Raw genomic sequence first — 16,832 nt, forward strand, 5'->3', positions numbered from 1 at the left:
GGCTTTCGCTGACAGGGAACCATCCATGTTCAAACTCTCCAAGTTGTCTTTCACCCTGGCCGCACTGACCTTGAGTGCGGTCGTACAGGCTGACATCAGCGTACCGCTGGGTACCCCGCAACGGGTCACCCAGTTGTTCGCTTACCCGAACAATTGCAACGTCATCTGTTTTCGTCCCTGGACGCTGGAACAGACCGTCGAGCACTACCTGAACCAGAGCCTGCAGCGAGACGGTTACAGCCGGGGCAAAGTCAGCGTCAAGACCGACCATGACCAAGTGCTTGCCACCTTCAGCGGCGTGCCGGACGGTTACGGCCAGCCGTTGACCACCTTGCTCGACACGGCCGACCTGGCTTACCAGGGCGCCAGCAAACTCAACAGTGATGGCAAATGGCAGTTCAACTGGTACCTGTTCCTGCCGCTGGGCATGGCCCTGGAGAACCGCAAGAGCATCGAACTGCTGCACTTTCCGCCGGATTACTCCCTGACCCATTTCCAGGATTACCTGGAGTCGGCCACCACCGACCGCTGGGCGACCCTGCTCACGGCCAACGGCATCCCGGCGACCCAAACACCGGAATACCAGACCATCATCGACATCGCCCCGATCGCCGCTCCCGCCACGGCGGGCAAAGACCTGGAAGGCGTCTACAGCTATTTCACCGACTACCAGACACGCATGGTCAAGGAACTGAGCCTGCACGCGGGCGGCGCGCTGCCGATGGTGGCCTTCGGGGCGCCGGTGCGCAGCTGGATCAAACAGCAATACGGGCAAACCGTGGCCGTACTGGGCCTGGCGCAGATCAGCCCGGCCGCCGGGAGCCAGGTCGCGGTGCTGGGGGCCAACCACCCGAGCTACATCTGGTATGCCGCCAACCCCGACACGTATGACGGTGACGAGCAAAAGGCCGATGAGGCCGGTTTAAAGGTGATGGGCCAGGATTTGAGCGCCGCCTGCTGGCAGGCCGCGATGGGCCAGAAGCCGGCCAGTGATCCGAATGTGCAGCTCAAAGGCTGCATGAACACCTGGCAGGTGACGCGCAAGGAGCAGACCTGCGAGCTGTTCTATACGTCGATCCGTGAACTGACGCCCGAACAAGCGAACGCCAAGTGCGCCCTGCCTGCGATCAAAACTCAGCTGAGGCAATTGAAAAGCGCAGTGCCAGCACCGTCGGTAGATGCACCGGCACCTTGACCCGAGTTGCAGACAGGACATTTTCCTACATGAAAGATAGCCAATTTCTACTGTCATATTCGACAGTAGAAATTGGATCCCACTTCAGCGAGTCTTGAGCCGCGCCCATCCGCTGCAAGACTGGCAGTCCAGCCACCACCGACAGGTCGATGCAGCCCCCCTTGGAGAGTCATGAAAACTCAAGCCATGGATAAGGCTAACGCCTGCGTGAATGACTGCCTTTACCCGTTTGTGATGTTGCAGGGCGAACACGGCTACCCCTCCACCCGCGACTACGAGGTGGTGCGTACACGGGACGGTTCAGGCGAAGGGATCAAGACCCGCGTCGCCTTTGACAGCCGTCTGTGCATTGCCAAGGTGTCCGGCTATGCGCTGAGCGAGCGACGCCTGCATACGTTGCAGATGTCCTCGCGCATCCACTTGTACGACCCATGGTTCAGCGGTCTGCTGTCGCACTCATGCAACCCGAACGTGTTCCTCGACATGACGTACCTGGAACTGTGGTCGGTTCAACCCGTTGCCGCCGGCGCCCTGCTGACCATGGATTACGCCCACACCGAGGACGTGTTGTTCCGACAGTTTCGCTGCCAATGTGGCGAGCTCAACTGTCGAGGCTGGATCACCGGCATGAACGAGCCTCTGAACGCCGAAGGTCAGCAGTTCATGGAGCAGTGGCGCCAGCGCAAAAGCCCTTAGACCGCACCCAGCGGGCGCAGGCGGTATTGCGGCGGCAACTGCTCGAAACCACTGATGGTGGTGTTCAGGCTTTTCCAGCGACCGTCCTTGATCCCGTAGATGCAGCCGTGAACCGACAGGCTCTGCCCGCGATGCCAGGCGTTTTGCACAATGCTGGTATGGCCGACGTTGGCCACTTGCTGGATCACGTTCAGCTCGCACAGGCGGTCGACGCGTTCTTCCTCCGTGGGCAACTGGGCCAGCACGTCGCGGTTTTCGTAGTACAGGTCACGGATGGTGCGCAGCCAGCCGTCGATCAGGCCCAACTGGTTGTCCTGCATCGAGGCGCGCACGCCGCCACAGCCGTAGTGGCCGGTGACGAGGATGTGTTTGACCTTGAGCACGTCGACGGCGTACTGGATCACCGACAGGCAATTGAGGTCGGTGTGCAGCACCACGTTGGCCACGTTGCGGTGTACAAACAGGTCGCCCGGCAGCATGCCGACGATCTCGTTGGCCGGTACGCGGGCGTCGGAACAGCCGATCCACAGGTATTCCGGGGTTTGCTGGCGGGCGAGCTTGGCGAAGAATTCGGGATCTTCCTGTTTGATCGCATCTGCCCAGCGTTCGTTGTTATCAAGCAGGTCTTGTAGTTCGTTCATCAGGGAAAGCCTCAGGAATGATGCGCAGTTTTGACACTCGACCGCCCGTCCGGGTCACGCCGGGAATAAAGATAGCCGGCGGGCAATTACTTGAATCTTGGGGAGCCATGCCTGTCCACACACTATAAGCCCCACAGTATGAGGAATCGCCATGACTGATTCACGACGTCCTTTCGGCGCCACCCAACCGGAGCCGATTGATGACAACGAAGACCGCATGGGTTCGATGCGGGAACTGGATTTTGACGAGGAAGAGCCCACGGCGGAGATCGGCGACGAGATTCCGCCCCGCGAACGCGAGCATCTGATGCCCGACGAACGGGTGCGCGAGGCCGGGATGACCGGGGCGTCCACCGATGATCATGAATCCACCGATGATGACATGAGCCCGGAGACGCTGATCCGCGAGGATGGCGCACGGGACGCCCGGGAAGAAGGTGAAGGTGAACCGGCCGACTGGGACCTGAGCATCGTCGATGAAGATGAGATTGGCGGCGGCAATGGCTTGGATGAGGCCGAGCTGGCGGAGCGGGATCCGGTGGACGGAAACCGCTAGGACAACGCGTTAATCCACCAGGGTGCAGGCCATCACGACCGCATCTTCGCGACCACCGACGGCGGGGTAATAATCCCGCCGGCGGCCAATTTCGTTGAAACCATAACGCTCATAGAGCCGGAACGCGCCGGTGTTGCTGTCGCGCACTTCCAGGAAACATTCCCGCGCCTTGGCCTCGTAGGCTCGGGACATCAGGTGCTCCAGCAAGCTCAAACCCAGCCCACGGCCCTGGTTTTCCGGCTTGACGGTGATGTTCAGCAAATGGGCTTCATCGAGGATGATCTGCACCACCCCGTGGCCCACCTGCTGCTCACCTTCGAACATCAGCCAGATCTGGTACTTGCCCAGCCCGTCGAGAAAAATCCCGCGGGTCCAGGGGTGGCTGAACGCTGCGTATTCGATCTTCAGTACGGCGTCGAGGTCCGCCTCGGTCATCGGGCGGAAGGATAAAGCTTCACTCATCGGTACTTTTCCAGCGCGCCATCAGCCGGCGCATGGCTTGCCAGACATCAGCCTTACGCTGTGGCTCTTCCATTAATAGTTCCAGGCCCGGCAGGGCCCAGACGGAGCCCAGGCCCTCGACCTGCAGTTCGCGGTACCAGGCTTCGGCGTTGGCTTCGCCGGCAAACCGCACGGCGGGCAGGCCGATCAGCCACAGGCACACACAGGGTTCGTCTTCCAGCCGCGCCGACACAAAACCTTGCACAAAATCCCGCGCGGCCTCCGGGCCCTGGTCCATCGTGCCCCGGACCAGCAGTGGCCAGCGCACCGGTTCGCCTACGATTTGCGGGCTGTCGGGCAGGCCGGCGGCGCGCAGCATGTCTTTGAGCAACAAATACGCGGGGTCGCGGCTCTGGAAGCGCTCGCCGGTGGGCAGCTCCACCAGCAACAGGCAACGCCCGGCCCGCAGCAGTTGCAGGGCGAAGCGCGGCGGCGGTACCACCGGGGCCTTGGCCACGGCAGGCGCCTCCTCGGCGACGACCGGCTTGGCCACCGGCGACGGGCGCGGGACTTCGACTTTTGGCCGAACCGCTGGGGCGTCTGCCACGGGTTTGACCAGAGGCACCGGCGCAGCCGCCTCCTCGCCCGAAGGCTCGAAGGCCTCGAACGGTTCCGGGGCCTCCAGCAGCTCGGGCCGCGAGGGTGCGGCGAACGGTAATTCAGTGCGCGGCAGCCAGTTGACCACCTGCATGGCGGTCAAGTAAGCGCGACGTCGGGACTCGATAAGCAAAGGTCGGCCACTTGTGGATAACTAAAGAACAGGGATTCTACCGCCCTTCGACGAAGATCGCCCGCAGTTGATCGTTTCGCCGAGCGCCTCACGACCGGCTGTGGATAAATCCCGGCACCGATGCAGTACAATCGCTGCTTTTAATCGCTAACCAGCCGGCCATTCCGATGATCGAACCCAAGCGCGTCTTGCGCGCCCTCGCCGAACACTGGGCCCTGCTTGAGCCACTGTGCGAACACTTCGACCAAGGCACCCTGAGCCTCAGCGAATTGCGCGCGCAACTGGCCGCCCAACAACTGGACAGCACGCCACAGGACATCACCAGCCTGCTGGACGTGTGGATTCGCCTGGATATCCTGGTGCCTGTCGCCAAGAGCCCGAACCGTTTCGAGCTCAACGCACAGATCCACGACTTCCTGGCTTATCTTCGCAAGGAGCACCGGCTAGGCCTGTGCCTGGAAATCGAAGCCTACCTGCGCCACCTTGAGCGCCTGGCGGGTTATATCCAGGACGCCTTCGACATCCGTGACGGCCATGACCTGGCGCGCCAACTGCGCCTGCTGGACATGCGCGTGCGCGACGTGCTGAAAAAACTCGCCAACGACGAGCAAGCCCTTGCGGCCGTGGCCGACCGCGCCAAGACCAGCGACCGGCAGATCCCGTTGCGCCAGCGCTACGCCGAAGTACTGGCGACGTGGGACGAATACGTCGAGCCGATGATCCAGCTGGTGAACGCCGACGGCGCCTTCGAACAAGGCGTGCGCAAGGTCGAAAACGTGCTGCTGCGCATGCTCACCGAGCAGCAGCGCCTCGGCCACCTGGTGGACGACGACATGCTGCTGCGCACCCACGCGCGCATCCTCGAAATGCAGACCAGCGCCCAGTTGACCTTGCGTCACGCCCGGGAACTGCTGCTGCCACTGCGTGAAGAAGCACGCCGGCACAACGCCGTGACCCGGGGCGCGGCCCTGGCCCTGTCGGCGATTCGGCGCAAGGGCCTGGACGCGGTGCCGCAAGCGGCGATGCCGATGTTTACCCGGCCGCAAAGCACCTTCCTCGGCAGTGCGAGCCAGGTCGAAGCCTATGTGTACGCCCTGGCCAACTTCGAACCGAAGCCGGCGCGTTTCCCCAAGGCGCACAAATCCCACAAGGGCGAAGCCCCTCGCGCCCCGCGCACGGTCAAGGAAATGCTCGAGCGCTGCGAAGACGCACTGCCGATGCCCGACCTGATGACCTGGCTGCTGGAGCAGGAGCCGGACGGCGCAACCGACGAGTTGCTGTATTGGTTTTCACGCCTGTCGCGGGAAAAACGCTTCAAGCGTGAACGTCTGGAACGACGGGATTACCACACTCACGAGCACCAGGTCAGCCTGCGCTCATTCGCCCTGCTCCCGGCCAGCATTGATGCGCACGGGAATTCTGCGAGCACACCAAATGCATCTTGATCTATCCGAACTGTCCCAGCTGGCGCCGATCTTTCGCGAGCTGTTCAAGGGTTACCACGTCAGCCGCCGCGACCCGGAGCTGTACGCCCAACTGTCGAACTTCCAGGACCAGTACCGCACGCTGTTCAAGGCCCTGGGCTTTGAGCTGGTATGCGACACCCGGGGTTTCTACTACTTCGTGCCGGACTCGGCCGTGGCCGCCGCGCAGGTCAACAAGACCGCCCAGCGCCTGGCGTTGTTCACCTTCATCATCGTCGAGCACCTTGCCGACCAGGGCCGCGACCCGATCGCCGTGCTCGACGGTGGCAGCCTGGGCCGTGACGAGTTGCCCTCCCTGCTGGAAAAGTACCGTGACCTGTTTATCCAGGCCGAAGTGCAGACCGTTGAGGAGCTGGAAGAAAAAATCATGCGTCGTATGACGCAGCTGGGTTTTGCCAGTGAAGAGAACGGTATCTACCGCTTCCTGCCGCCGATGCACCGCTTCCTCGATGTGTGCCTCTCGGTCCAGCAGGACCGTGATCTCGCCGCGAGCATCCACAGCGTATTGCCGCTGCCGGCCCCGGTGATCATCGACGAAGACAGCGATGAAAAACTGCTGAAGACCGATGACCCGCTTGATCTCAGTGACTTCTCTTATGAGAGCGAAGAAGACGCCTTGGCCCGTGCCATTGCCGAAGAACAGGAGACCGACGCATGAGCAAGGAACGCTACGGCATTCGCCGCTTCGCCCTTTTGAACACGGCCGGTTACAGCCTGGGGTTGTTCCCGCTGGAAGAACCGCTGTCGGTGTATGGCGCGAACAACCTCGGTAAATCGGCTTCGATCAACGCCTTGCAGTTCCCGATTCTGGCGCGCATGTCGGACATGAGTTTCGGCAAGTACACCCTGGAACAGTCCCGGCGTTTCTACTTTGCCACCGACACCAGCTACATCCTGGTGGAAGTCGCGCTGCCCCACGGCCCGCACGTGATCGGCGTGGTCGGGCGCGGCCCGGGCGGTGGTTTCGGTCACCAGTTCTTTGCCTACGCCGGCAAGCTGGACCTGGCGCACTACCAGAAGAACGACACCTGCCTGCGCCAGAAAGAGCTGTTCACCAACCTTGAGCGCGAAGGCCTGAAAGCCTATGAGCTGAAGCCCGATGAACTGCGCCGTTTGCTGGTGGGTGGCCACACGTCGATCCCGCTGGACCTGACCCTGATTCCGCTGCGCTCCACCAGCGAGCAGAGCCTGAAGACCTTCCGCGCGCTGTTTATCAACTTGCTGCACATGCGGGAAATTACCGCCGCCAAGTTGAAGCAGCTGTTTCTGGATGCGTTCGAACACAGCCTGCGTTCCGGCAGTGTCGATTACATCGCGGCGTGCGAAGAAGCCTTCCGTGATGTACGACGCATGGAGCAAGACTACAACTCGCTGGTGGCCGCCGGGCCATTGGTGGAAGCGCTTTCCAATGGTGTGAAACAGCGGGAAATTCTGCGCGGCAAACTGCATCGCCTGTCGCCGCTGCTGGATTCGCTGCTGGGCACCTGGTCGGACTACGCCAGCGCGCGCAAGGAAGAGCTGACGATCCAGGCCGAGCATTACCGCAACGAGCAAGACGCGCTGCAGAACGACCAGCGCGGCGGCACTCAGGAGCTGATGCGCCTGGAGCGGGAAATCAGCGGCATTCAGCGTTGGCTCGGTGAGTTGTCGGTGCTCAAGCATCGCTTCGCGCTGGTGGATGACGTCAAGGTGCTGGAGCAGCAACTGCTGGCGGCCAAGGATGCCCACGATGAATTGGCCGGTGCCTTGGCGCAGTCGCGTCAGTTCAGCGCCGAGGATCTGGACGAGCGTCTGCGTGACCTGGAAAAACGCCTGAAGTCGGTGAAGCAGCAACTCGATCACGCCGACAACAACAGCTACGCCAAGCTGCGGGAAGAATTCTCGCAGCAGGATGTCGAGCGTCTGATGCGCCTGTTCAACAGTTCGCTGTTCAGCTTGCCGCTGGGTGAGCATGGCATCACGCTGGACGAGGACGGCCTGTGGGTGAAATCCCTGGAGCAGATCCTCGATGGCTTCAAGGGCGAACGCTTTGAAGTACCAGGGCTGGCCATCGATATCTCGCACATCGAGCCGCCGGCGTTGCAGGCGCTGGCTGACCGCGCCGCATTGCGCGACCAGAAAGAGCGCCTGGAAAAAGAACTCAAGCAACTGAAAACCCAGCAAGCCGTGGCGGCCGACCGCGCGGCGAGCAAGACCCAGACCGAAGCGTTGTACCAACAGGTACTGGACGCGCAAAAGGCGCTGGAAGATTTCCGTCGTGCACAAACCCTGAGCGCCGAGGAAGGCGAGAAGCTGGAAAACCTGGCGCAGATGGAAGCCGCCCAGGACGAGTTGAAACGCTCCAGTGATGCGTTCACCGAACGCGTCCAGCAACTGTCGGCCAAGCTGCAACTGGTGGGCCGCCAGATTGGCGACATGGAAGCCAAGCAGCGCACGCTGGATGACGCGTTGCGTCGTCGTCAGTTGCTGCCGGCGGACTTGCCGTTTGGTACGCCATTCATGGACCCGGTCGACGACTCCATGGAAAACCTGCTGCCGCTGCTCAATGACTATCAGGACAGCTGGCAGGGTTTGCTGCGTGCGGATGGCCAGATCGACGCACTGTATGCACAGGTACGCCTCAAGGGCGTGGCCAAGTTCGACAGCGAAGACGATATGGAGCGTCGCCTGCACCTGCTGATCAACGCGTACGCGCACCGTACCGATGAAGCCCTGACCCTGGGCAAGGCGCGGCGTGCGGCGGTTACCGATATCGCGCGCACCTTGCGCAATATCCGCAGTGACTACGACAGCCTTGAGCACCAGCTGGCGTTGTTCAACCGCGAGATCAACAAGCGCCAGGTGTCCAACCTGCAGAGCTTCCGCATCGTGCTCGCGCCGAACAAGGAAGCTCTCAAGCATATCGACCAGATCATCCACAGTGCCGGCCAATATGAAGAAGGCGAAACCCTCTCGGTGTTCGACCTCAGCCAGAGTGCCGAGCAGGACAACAAGAACGAAGAAGCCAAGGAGTACCTGGCGCGCCTGGTAGCGGCCAACCACAACCAGTTGGGCCTCAAGGACTTGTTCGAGCTGGCGTTCGAGATCACCAAGGTCAACGGTCAGCCGATCATTCATACCGACATCGATGGCGCCGCCTCTAACGGCACTACCATGACCATCAAGGCGCTGACCAACATGTACTTGTTGCTGCACTTGATGGACCGCGACCAGGCCGGGCGCGTGCGCTTGCCGTACTACCTCGACGAGGCCGCGGACATCGACGAGAAGAACCAGGCAGCGTTGCTGGAGACCAGCTTGCAGTTGGGCTTCGTGCCGATTCTGGCCAGTGTGAAGCCGCAGGTGTCCGCTCAGGTAGCAATTGACCTGGAAGGCGGCAGCGGGCCGAACGGGATCTACATCGATGAAGCGGACTGGAAGTACATTCGCCGTCACGATGTGGTGAAAGCGACCGTGAATGTGCAGGCGGATGAGCCGGAGCTGGATGAGGTTTAACCTGCCCCGCTGAAATGCAAAAAGGCCGCGATCTTTTGGATCGCGGCCTTTTTTGTGGCTTGGATTGTGTGGGGCTGCCGAGGGCCTCATCGCGGGCAAGCCCGGCTCCTACACTTGGAATGCATTCTTCCTGACAATGCATTTCTAATGTGGGAGCCGGGCTTGCCCGCGATGGACGCGCCTCGGTCTATTTGCCGAGTGGGATTTTAGGGGCCCAGGTCAGCCATTCGTCTTCAAACTTGTCGAACAGCGGGAAGGTTTGCTGCGGTCGAGCGGCGTTGCCCATGCGGTCGCCGTCTGGCGTGGCAAAGGCGATGCCGCCGGCAACCAGGGTCTCCAGGGACTCGGTACGCACCGTCGCGCCCTTGAACAGGCCGAAGTCGAGACCGAACCCGCTGGTGTTCCAGAACCGGCTGCCGCTGCGCACCAGCGGCGCGTATTTGGGCTCGATCAGGATGTGTATCAGCACGCGGTCGGCGGTCTGGCCCAGCTCGTAGCCTGTGACCTTGCCTACGGTGACTTCGCGGTAAGTGACCGGCACACCTTCCTTCAACGAGCCGCGGCGTGCGGCGCTGAGTACCAGGCTGAGGCCTTCCTCCTGATGTACAGCCTCTGGTGGCTTGTCCAACGCGACAAAGCTCTTTTGTGGGCCGGCGTTTTTCGCTGACGGCTGTACTTCGATGTACTGGCCGGTCACCAGGGTTTCAAGGTTGGAGGTTTTCATCAGGCCCAGCTCAGGCTTGACCACCCAGAACTGACTGCCGGCCCGGGCGATGCGGTCGGCCACTTGAGTGATGCGCGCGCTGAGCAGTACCGATTGCATGTCGGCGCTCAGGTCGACGCTTTCGATCTTGCCGACGTCCAGGCCCTTGAAGCGCACCGGCGTACCTGGGCGCAAGCCATCGGCGCGGTCGACCTTGATGGTCACCAGCGTACCGTGCTGGTTGGCGGCCTCACGATCCGCGAACAAGCGAAAACGCGGGATGCGCTTTTTCAGCGGCACATTCTGCTCCGGGGTTTCGAAGGCGATACCGCCTGCCATCAGACTGGCCAACGATTCGCTTTTCACCTGGATACCGCCAGTCAGCCCACCCGTCAGGGTCACGCCGCTGGCATTCCAGAAACGCGTCGAGCCGTTGACCAACCCTTCGTATTCCTTCTCGATGTGGACACCGATCACCAGTTGCTTGGACTTGCGGGAGAACTGGTAGCTCTGCACGGAGCCCACCTTGACCTGCTTGTAGAGGATCGGACTGCCCACATCCAGGGAACCGAGGTTGTCGGTGAACAGCACCATGTGCAGGCCGGGGGAACGCAGGTCCAGTGGCGGCGCCTTGGCCCGAGCCACGAATTCCCGTTGTGGCGCACTGCCCTTGTCGCCGGGGCGGATCGCGATGTAGTTACCTTTCACCAGGGCTTCCAGCCCGGTGATGCCGGCCAGGGAAATGGACGGTTTGACCACCCAGAATTGGGTGTCCTGAACCAGGTAGTCTTCGGCCAGTGGGTCGAGGGTCAGCTCGGCATTGGCGCTGGACAGGTCCGGGTCGATCTTCAGGGTTTTCAGGCTGCCGACCTGGATACCTTTGTACATCACTGGCGTGCGGCCAGCCTGAAGGCCTTCGAAGTCGGTGAGTTTGACCTTGACCTTGATGCCCGCGGCGGCGGCGTCGAAGTCTTCGTACAGGCGGAACGGCAGGCTTGGGTCGGTCGGCGGGCTGTCCTTGCGGTTCTCTGGCGTGGCGAAGGCGATACCGCCGGCAACGATGCTGGCCAGGGACTCACTGCGGACTTTTACACCGGAGAGGTTGGCGTCGATGCTGATGCCGCTGGCGTTCCAGAAACGCGTGTGTTTGCGCACCAGGCTGGCGTAGGTCGGTTCGATGTAGACCTTGATCTCAACGGTGGTCTGGTCCTCGGAGAGCAGGTAGCTTTTGACCTGGCCCACCTGGATCTGTTTGTAGAACACCGGGCTGCCACGATTCAGCGAGCCGAGGCGATCAGCTTTGATGGTCAGGTGCAGGCCGGGCTTGGCGTCGGATAAAGGCGGTTCTTCGGACAGGGCCTTGAACTTGCGTGTCGGCTCACCATCGCCCGGGCTGGCGGCGATGTAGTTACCCGAGACCAGGGTTTCCAGGCCGGTGATACCGGCCAGGCTGACACTCGGTTTAACCAGCCAGAAGCGGGTGTTGGTCTTGAGGTATTGCTCGACGTCCTTGTTCATCTCGATGGTGGCAATCACCCCGCGATTGTTACCTTCGTCATCCAGGGCCAGGGCTTTGACCTTGCCCACGGACATGCCTTTGTAGACCACTTCGGTCTTGTTGGCCTGGATACCTTCGCCACTTTCAAAGCGAACTTGAATCTCGATACCTTGCTGGTTGTAGGCACGCCATCCCAGCCAGCCGCCGATGATCAGGGCAATCAGGGGCAGCACCCAAATGGCCGACCAGTTCGAAGCTGGGCGGGTTTTAGCCTTAGGCAAATCACTCATGGTCGTCGTCCGACTCCGTGTTATCCCAAATCAGTCGGGGATCAAAAGTTACTGCGGCAAGCATCGTCAAGATCACCACACTGGCGAACGCCACGGCACCGAGATTGGCCTCGACACTGGCAAGTCGCCCAAAATTTACAACCGCCACCAGGATGGCGATCACGAAGATATCCAGCATGGACCAGCGGCCGATGAACTCGATAAAGCGGTACATGATAATGCGTTGTTGCGCGGAAAGTGGCTGGTGACGTTGCACTGAAAACAGCAGCAGGCCGATGCCCACCAGCTTGAAGGTGGGCACTAGGATGCTCGCAATAAACACCACCGCGGCAATGGGGAACATGCCGTGCTGCATCAATTGGATCACGCCGGACATGATGGTGCTCGGATCGCCCTGCCCCAGGGAGCTGACGGTCATGATCGGCAACAGGTTGGCCGGGATGTACAAGATGGCTGCAGTGATCAGCAACGCCCAAGTGCGTGTCAGGCTGTTCGGACGGCGAGCGTGGACCAACGCACCGCAACGGGTGCAGGTTTGCTCGTCGGCGTCCGGGTCTTGTTTGTTCAACTCGTGGCATTCCGTACAGATCAGAATGCCCGCATCAATCGCCCGCATGAGCGTCCTCTCCTGACAGCGCTTCCCAGATCTGGTGAGGTGACATCACCACCTCCAGCAGCACCTGGACCATTAACAGACTTACGAAGCAGGCCAGGCCCAGCCCGACGGTGATGGAGGCCATGTCAGCCAGTTTTACGATCGCCACCAGCACCCCCATCAGGTAGACCTCGAGCATTCCCCAATCCTTCAGGTGATGGTAGATGCGGTAGAACAGCAGGCCGTAGCTGCGACCAATGTTCCAGCGGATGCTTAGCAATACCGCCAGTTGGCACAGGAGCTTGAGCAATGGAATGCCCATGCTGCAGAGGAACACCACCACGGCGACGCCTTGCATGCCGGTGTCGAACAGGCCAACAACGCCGGTCCATACGGTGTCCTGCGAAGACTGCCCGAGTAGATTGAGCTGCATGATGGGTAAAAAGTTCGCGGGGACGTACAACAACAGTGCGGCAAGCACTAAAGCCAGGCTCCGCTCCACGACGTTGTGGCGGTGCGCGTACAACTCGTAACCGCAGCGTGGGCATTGGGCCTTTTCACCACGGGCAAGCTCTGGCTTGCGCATCAGCAAGTCGCACTCATGGCATGCCACCAGTTCGTCCAGCGGTAAGTCTGACACCTCAAGGGTATCAACCGGGTCGGGCATATAGGGCTCGGACTCTAAAAAAGATTAGGTGCCTATTCTAGTGTTCTGGTTCAGAAATAACTGTGCAAATTTGTCGGGGCCCCGCTGCAGATCAAGCATGGTGCTACGCGTAACTTTTCGACCGCCCAAAACAAAACCCCTGATTGCGTTAGCAATCAGGGGTTCTGGAATTTAATCTTGACGATGACCTACTCTCACATGGGGAAACCCCACACTACCATCGGCGATGCATCGTTTCACTGCTGAGTTCGGGATGGGATCAGGTGGTTCCAATGCTCTATGGTCGTCAAGAAATTCGGGTACTGAGTCGTGGCCAGCTGGCCTCGCTTCAGCAAATTGGGTATGTGATAGCTTTCGGTGTTTGCAAGAATCGAACTTTCGGTTCATTTCGTCTTCACACACCGCAATCTGGTGCCTTTTCAGGTCAGCAAATTGCTTGGGTGTTATATGGTCAAGCCTCACGGGCAATTAGTATTGGTTAGCTCAACGCCTCACAGCGCTTACACACCCAACCTATCAACGTCGTAGTCTTCGACGGCCCTTCAGGGAACTCAAGGTTCCAGTGAGATCTCATCTTGAGGCTAGTTTCCCGCTTAGATGCTTTCAGCGGTTATCTATTCCGAACATAGCTACCCGGCAATGCCACTGGCGTGACAACCGGAACACCAGAGGTTCGTCCACTCCGGTCCTCTCGTACTAGGAGCAGCCCCTCTCAAATCTCAAACGTCCACGGCAGATAGGGACCGAACTGTCTCACGACGTTCTAAACCCAGCTCGCGTACCACTTTAAATGGCGAACAGCCATACCCTTGGGACCGGCTTCAGCCCCAGGATGTGATGAGCCGACATCGAGGTGCCAAACACCGCCGTCGATATGAACTCTTGGGCGGTATCAGCCTGTTATCCCCGGAGTACCTTTTATCCGTTGAGCGATGGCCCTTCCATACAGAACCACCGGATCACTAAGACCTACTTTCGTACCTGCTCGACGTGTCTGTCTCGCAGTCAAGCGCGCTTTTGCCTTTATACTCTACGACCGATTTCCGACCGGTCTGAGCGCACCTTCGTACTCCTCCGTTACTCTTTAGGAGGAGACCGCCCCAGTCAAACTACCCACCATACACTGTCCTCGATCCGGATAACGGACCTGAGTTAGAACCTCAAAGTTGCCAGGGTGGTATTTCAAGGTTGGCTCCACGCGAACTGGCGTCCACGCTTCAAAGCCTCCCACCTATCCTACACAAGCAAATTCAAAGTCCAGTGCAAAGCTATAGTAAAGGTTCACGGGGTCTTTCCGTCTAGCCGCGGATACACTGCATCTTCACAGCGATTTCAATTTCACTGAGTCTCGGGTGGAGACAGCGCCGCCATCGTTACGCCATTCGTGCAGGTCGGAACTTACCCGACAAGGAATTTCGCTACCTTAGGACCGTTATAGTTACGGCCGCCGTTTACCGGGGCTTCGATCAAGAGCTTCGCGTTAGCTAACCCCATCAATTAACCTTCCGGCACCGGGCAGGCGTCACACCCTATACGTCCACTTTCGTGTTTGCAGAGTGCTGTGTTTTTAATAAACAGTCGCAGCGGCCTGGTATCTTCGACCGGCATGAGCTTACGGAGCAAGTCCTTCACCCTCACCGGCGCACCTTCTCCCGAAGTTACGGTGCCATTTTGCCTAGTTCCTTCACCCGAGTTCTCTCAAGCGCCTTGGTATTCTCTACCCAACCACCTGTGTCGGTTTGGGGTACGGTTCCTGGTTACCTGAAGCTTAGAAGCTTTTCTTGGAAGCATGGCATCAACCACTTCGCTAACTAAAAGTTAGCTCGTCATCAGCTCTCGGCCTTAGAATCCCGGATTTACCTAAGATTCCAGCCTACCACCTTAAACTTGGACAACCAACGCCAAGCTGGCCTAGCCTTCTCCGTCCCTCCATCGCAATAACCAGAAGTACAGGAATATTAACCTGTTTTCCATCGACTACGCTTTTCAGCCTCGCCTTAGGGACCGACTAACCCTGCGTCGATTAACGTTGCGCAGGAAACCTTGGTCTTTCGGCGTGGGTGTTTTTCACACCCATTATCGTTACTCATGTCAGCATTCGCACTTCTGATACCTCCAGCAAGCTTCTCAACTCACCTTCACAGGCTTACAGAACGCTCCTCTACCGCATCATCCGAAGATGATACCCGTAGCTTCGGTGTATGGTTTGAGCCCCGTTACATCTTCCGCGCAGGCCGACTCGACTAGTGAGCTATTACGCTTTCTTTAAAGGGTGGCTGCTTCTAAGCCAACCTCCTAGCTGTCTAAGCCTTCCCACATCGTTTCCCACTTAACCATAACTTTGGGACCTTAGCTGACGGTCTGGGTTGTTTCCCTTTTCACGACGGACGTTAGCACCCGCCGTGTGTCTCCCATGCTCGGCACTTGTAGGTATTCGGAGTTTGCATCGGTTTGGTAAGTCGGGATGACCCCCTAGCCGAAACAGTGCTCTACCCCCTACAGTGATACATGAGGCGCTACCTAAATAGCTTTCGAGGAGAACCAGCTATCTCCGAGCTTGATTAGCCTTTCACTCCGATCCACAGGTCATCCGCTAACTTTTCAACGGTAGTCGGTTCGGTCCTCCAGTTAGTGTTACCCAACCTTCAACCTGCCCATGGATAGATCGCCCGGTTTCGGGTCTATTCCCAGCGACTAGACGCCCTATTAAGACTCGCTTTCGCTACGCCTCCCCTATTCGGTTAAGCTCGCCACTGAAAATAAGTCGCTGACCCATTATACAAAAGGTACGCAGTCACAGAACAAAGTCTGCTCCCACTGCTTGTACGCATACGGTTTCAGGATCTATTTCACTCCCCTCTCCGGGGTTCTTTTCGCCTTTCCCTCACGGTACTAGTTCACTATCGGTCAGTCAGTAGTATTTAGCCTTGGAGGATGGTCCCCCCATATTCAGACAAAGTTTCTCGTGCTCCGTCCTACTCGATTTCATGACTAAGAGATTTTCGCGTACAGGGCTATCACCCACTATGGCCGCACTTTCCAGAGCGTTCCGCTAATCTCAAAGCCACTTAAGGGCTAGTCCCCGTTCGCTCGCCACTACTAAGGGAATCTCGGTTGATTTCTTTTCCTCAGGGTACTTAGATGTTTCAGTTCCCCTGGTTCGCTCCATACACCTATGTATTCAGTGTAAGGTAACCATCTTATGATGGTTGGGTTCCCCCATTCAGACATCTCCGGATCAAAGTCTGTTTGCCGACTCCCCGAAGCTTTTCGCAGGCTACCACGTCTTTCATCGCCTCTGACTGCCAAGGCATCCACCGTATGCGCTTCTTCACTTGACCATATAACCCCAAGCAATCTGGTTATACTGTGAAGACGACATTCGCCGAAAATTCGAATTTCTCAACTAAGAGAACTCACAAATTTTACCTTAGCCTGATCCGTTACCAGTGAAAGTAACGTTCAGTCTATCTTTCTATCACATACCCAAATTTTTAAAGAACGATCTAATCAAAGACTAGAAATCAACATTCACCATCACAATGATGGAATGCTCATTTCTAAGCTTTCAACTTTCAGAAGCAGTAGTGGTGGAGCCAAACGGGATCGAACCGTTGACCTCCTGCGTGCAAGGCAGGCGCTCTCCCAGCTGAGCTATGGCCCCGTATTTCTACAGGCGTTTCCCACACAAAATTGGTGGGTCTGGGCAGATTCGAACTGCCGACCTCACCCTTATCAGGGGTGCGCTCTAACCAACTGAGCTACAGACCCAATTTCGGGC

Annotated in this window: 12 protein-coding genes, 2 tRNA genes and 2 rRNA genes; 6 read left to right on the plus strand and 10 right to left on the minus strand. The window is 58.8% G+C overall.

From position 1 onward, the window contains the following. Positions 1-25 precede the first annotated feature (25 nt). Positions 26-1,195, plus strand: a complete 1,170-nt coding sequence (locus JFV30_RS03140; RefSeq protein WP_201121862.1) for a hypothetical protein — start codon at positions 26-28, stop codon at positions 1,193-1,195. 171 nt (positions 1,196-1,366) lie between these two features. Beyond that, positions 1,367-1,891, plus strand: a complete 525-nt coding sequence (locus JFV30_RS03145; protein ID WP_201121864.1) for an SET domain-containing protein-lysine N-methyltransferase — start codon at positions 1,367-1,369, stop codon at positions 1,889-1,891. Here JFV30_RS03145 and can read toward each other — a convergent pair. Beyond that, the gene (gene can, locus JFV30_RS03150) at positions 1,888-2,532 is read right to left on the minus strand and encodes a carbonate dehydratase (protein ID WP_003214385.1); all 645 of its coding nucleotides are present in this window, start codon (positions 2,530-2,532) and stop codon (positions 1,888-1,890) included. The genes JFV30_RS03145 and can overlap by 4 nt on opposite strands. 151 nt (positions 2,533-2,683) lie before the next feature. On the opposite strand from can, the gene JFV30_RS03155 reads away from it, so the two are divergent. Beyond that, positions 2,684-3,088, plus strand: coding sequence for a hypothetical protein (locus JFV30_RS03155; RefSeq protein WP_010177096.1), 405 nt, complete (start codon positions 2,684-2,686; stop codon positions 3,086-3,088). A gap of 9 nt (positions 3,089-3,097) precedes the next feature. Here the strand turns inward: JFV30_RS03155 and rimI are convergent, their stop codons facing one another. Next, positions 3,098-3,550, minus strand: a complete 453-nt coding sequence (rimI, locus tag JFV30_RS03160) for a ribosomal protein S18-alanine N-acetyltransferase (RefSeq protein ID WP_003214382.1) — start codon at positions 3,548-3,550, stop codon at positions 3,098-3,100. Continuing rightward, positions 3,543-4,280, minus strand: coding sequence for a hypothetical protein (locus JFV30_RS03165; RefSeq protein ID WP_050543234.1), 738 nt, complete (start codon positions 4,278-4,280; stop codon positions 3,543-3,545). The genes rimI and JFV30_RS03165 overlap by 8 nt, the downstream gene beginning before the upstream one ends. Positions 4,281-4,486: 206 nt before the next feature. On the opposite strand from JFV30_RS03165, the gene mksB reads away from it, so the two are divergent. From mksB to mksF, 3 genes are read left to right on the plus strand one after another with little or no spacing between them, the layout of a single operon-like run. Continuing rightward, the gene (gene mksB, locus JFV30_RS03170; RefSeq protein WP_201121865.1) at positions 4,487-5,764 is read left to right on the plus strand and encodes an Mks condensin complex protein MksB; all 1,278 of its coding nucleotides are present in this window, start codon (positions 4,487-4,489) and stop codon (positions 5,762-5,764) included. After that, the gene (mksE, locus tag JFV30_RS03175; RefSeq protein WP_201121867.1) at positions 5,754-6,461 is read left to right on the plus strand and encodes an Mks condensin complex protein MksE; all 708 of its coding nucleotides are present in this window, start codon (positions 5,754-5,756) and stop codon (positions 6,459-6,461) included. The genes mksB and mksE overlap by 11 nt, the downstream gene beginning before the upstream one ends. Beyond that, on the plus strand, positions 6,458-9,298 hold the full coding sequence (gene mksF, locus JFV30_RS03180) for an Mks condensin complex protein MksF (protein WP_169387072.1): 2,841 nt from the start codon (positions 6,458-6,460) through the stop codon (positions 9,296-9,298). The genes mksE and mksF overlap by 4 nt, the downstream gene beginning before the upstream one ends. 187 nt (positions 9,299-9,485) lie before the next feature. On the opposite strand, the gene JFV30_RS03185 is transcribed toward mksF, so the two are convergent. From JFV30_RS03185 to JFV30_RS03215, 7 genes are all read right to left on the minus strand, one after another. Next, positions 9,486-11,789, minus strand: coding sequence for a PqiB family protein (locus JFV30_RS03185; protein ID WP_201121869.1), 2,304 nt, complete (start codon positions 11,787-11,789; stop codon positions 9,486-9,488). Next, positions 11,782-12,405: a paraquat-inducible protein A gene (locus JFV30_RS03190; RefSeq protein ID WP_201121871.1), complete on the minus strand. Its 624-nt coding sequence runs from the start codon at positions 12,403-12,405 to the stop codon at positions 11,782-11,784. The genes JFV30_RS03185 and JFV30_RS03190 overlap by 8 nt, the downstream gene beginning before the upstream one ends. Next, a complete protein-coding gene (locus JFV30_RS03195) occupies positions 12,392-13,051 on the minus strand; it encodes a paraquat-inducible protein A (RefSeq protein WP_010177104.1) in 660 nt (219 codons plus the stop codon). The genes JFV30_RS03190 and JFV30_RS03195 overlap by 14 nt, the downstream gene beginning before the upstream one ends. Positions 13,052-13,226: 175 nt before the next feature. Continuing rightward, positions 13,227-13,342 (minus strand): 5S ribosomal RNA (rrf, locus tag JFV30_RS03200). Positions 13,343-13,498: 156 nt separating this feature from the next. Next, positions 13,499-16,392 (minus strand): 23S ribosomal RNA (locus JFV30_RS03205). Positions 16,393-16,639: 247 nt separating this feature from the next. Continuing rightward, positions 16,640-16,715, minus strand: a tRNA-Ala gene (locus JFV30_RS03210). A 30-nt stretch (positions 16,716-16,745) separates the two neighbouring features. Next, positions 16,746-16,822, minus strand: a tRNA-Ile gene (locus JFV30_RS03215). Positions 16,823-16,832 lie beyond the last annotated feature (10 nt).

The organism is Pseudomonas sp. TH32 (assembly GCF_016650855.1).
Taxonomy (GTDB): domain Bacteria; phylum Pseudomonadota; class Gammaproteobacteria; order Pseudomonadales; family Pseudomonadaceae; genus Aquipseudomonas.

Bases quoted from the DNA above. Each gene is read 5' to 3' on its own strand.
- JFV30_RS03140 (WP_201121862.1), top strand. From the start codon at position 26: ATGTTCAAACTCTCCAAGTTGTCTTTCACCCTGGCCGCACTGACCTTG.
- JFV30_RS03145 (WP_201121864.1), top strand. From the start codon at position 1,367: ATGAAAACTCAAGCCATGGATAAGGCTAACGCCTGCGTGAATGACTGC.
- can (WP_003214385.1), bottom strand. From the start codon at position 2,532: ATGAACGAACTACAAGACCTGCTTGATAACAACGAACGCTGGGCAGAT.
- JFV30_RS03155 (WP_010177096.1), top strand. From the start codon at position 2,684: ATGACTGATTCACGACGTCCTTTCGGCGCCACCCAACCGGAGCCGATT.
- rimI (WP_003214382.1), bottom strand. From the start codon at position 3,550: ATGAGTGAAGCTTTATCCTTCCGCCCGATGACCGAGGCGGACCTCGAC.
- JFV30_RS03165 (WP_050543234.1), bottom strand. From the start codon at position 4,280: ATGCAGGTGGTCAACTGGCTGCCGCGCACTGAATTACCGTTCGCCGCA.
- mksB (WP_201121865.1), top strand. From the start codon at position 4,487: ATGATCGAACCCAAGCGCGTCTTGCGCGCCCTCGCCGAACACTGGGCC.
- mksE (WP_201121867.1), top strand. From the start codon at position 5,754: ATGCATCTTGATCTATCCGAACTGTCCCAGCTGGCGCCGATCTTTCGC.
- mksF (WP_169387072.1), top strand. From the start codon at position 6,458: ATGAGCAAGGAACGCTACGGCATTCGCCGCTTCGCCCTTTTGAACACG.
- JFV30_RS03185 (WP_201121869.1), bottom strand. From the start codon at position 11,789: ATGAGTGATTTGCCTAAGGCTAAAACCCGCCCAGCTTCGAACTGGTCG.
- JFV30_RS03190 (WP_201121871.1), bottom strand. From the start codon at position 12,405: ATGCGGGCGATTGATGCGGGCATTCTGATCTGTACGGAATGCCACGAG.
- JFV30_RS03195 (WP_010177104.1), bottom strand. From the start codon at position 13,051: ATGCCCGACCCGGTTGATACCCTTGAGGTGTCAGACTTACCGCTGGAC.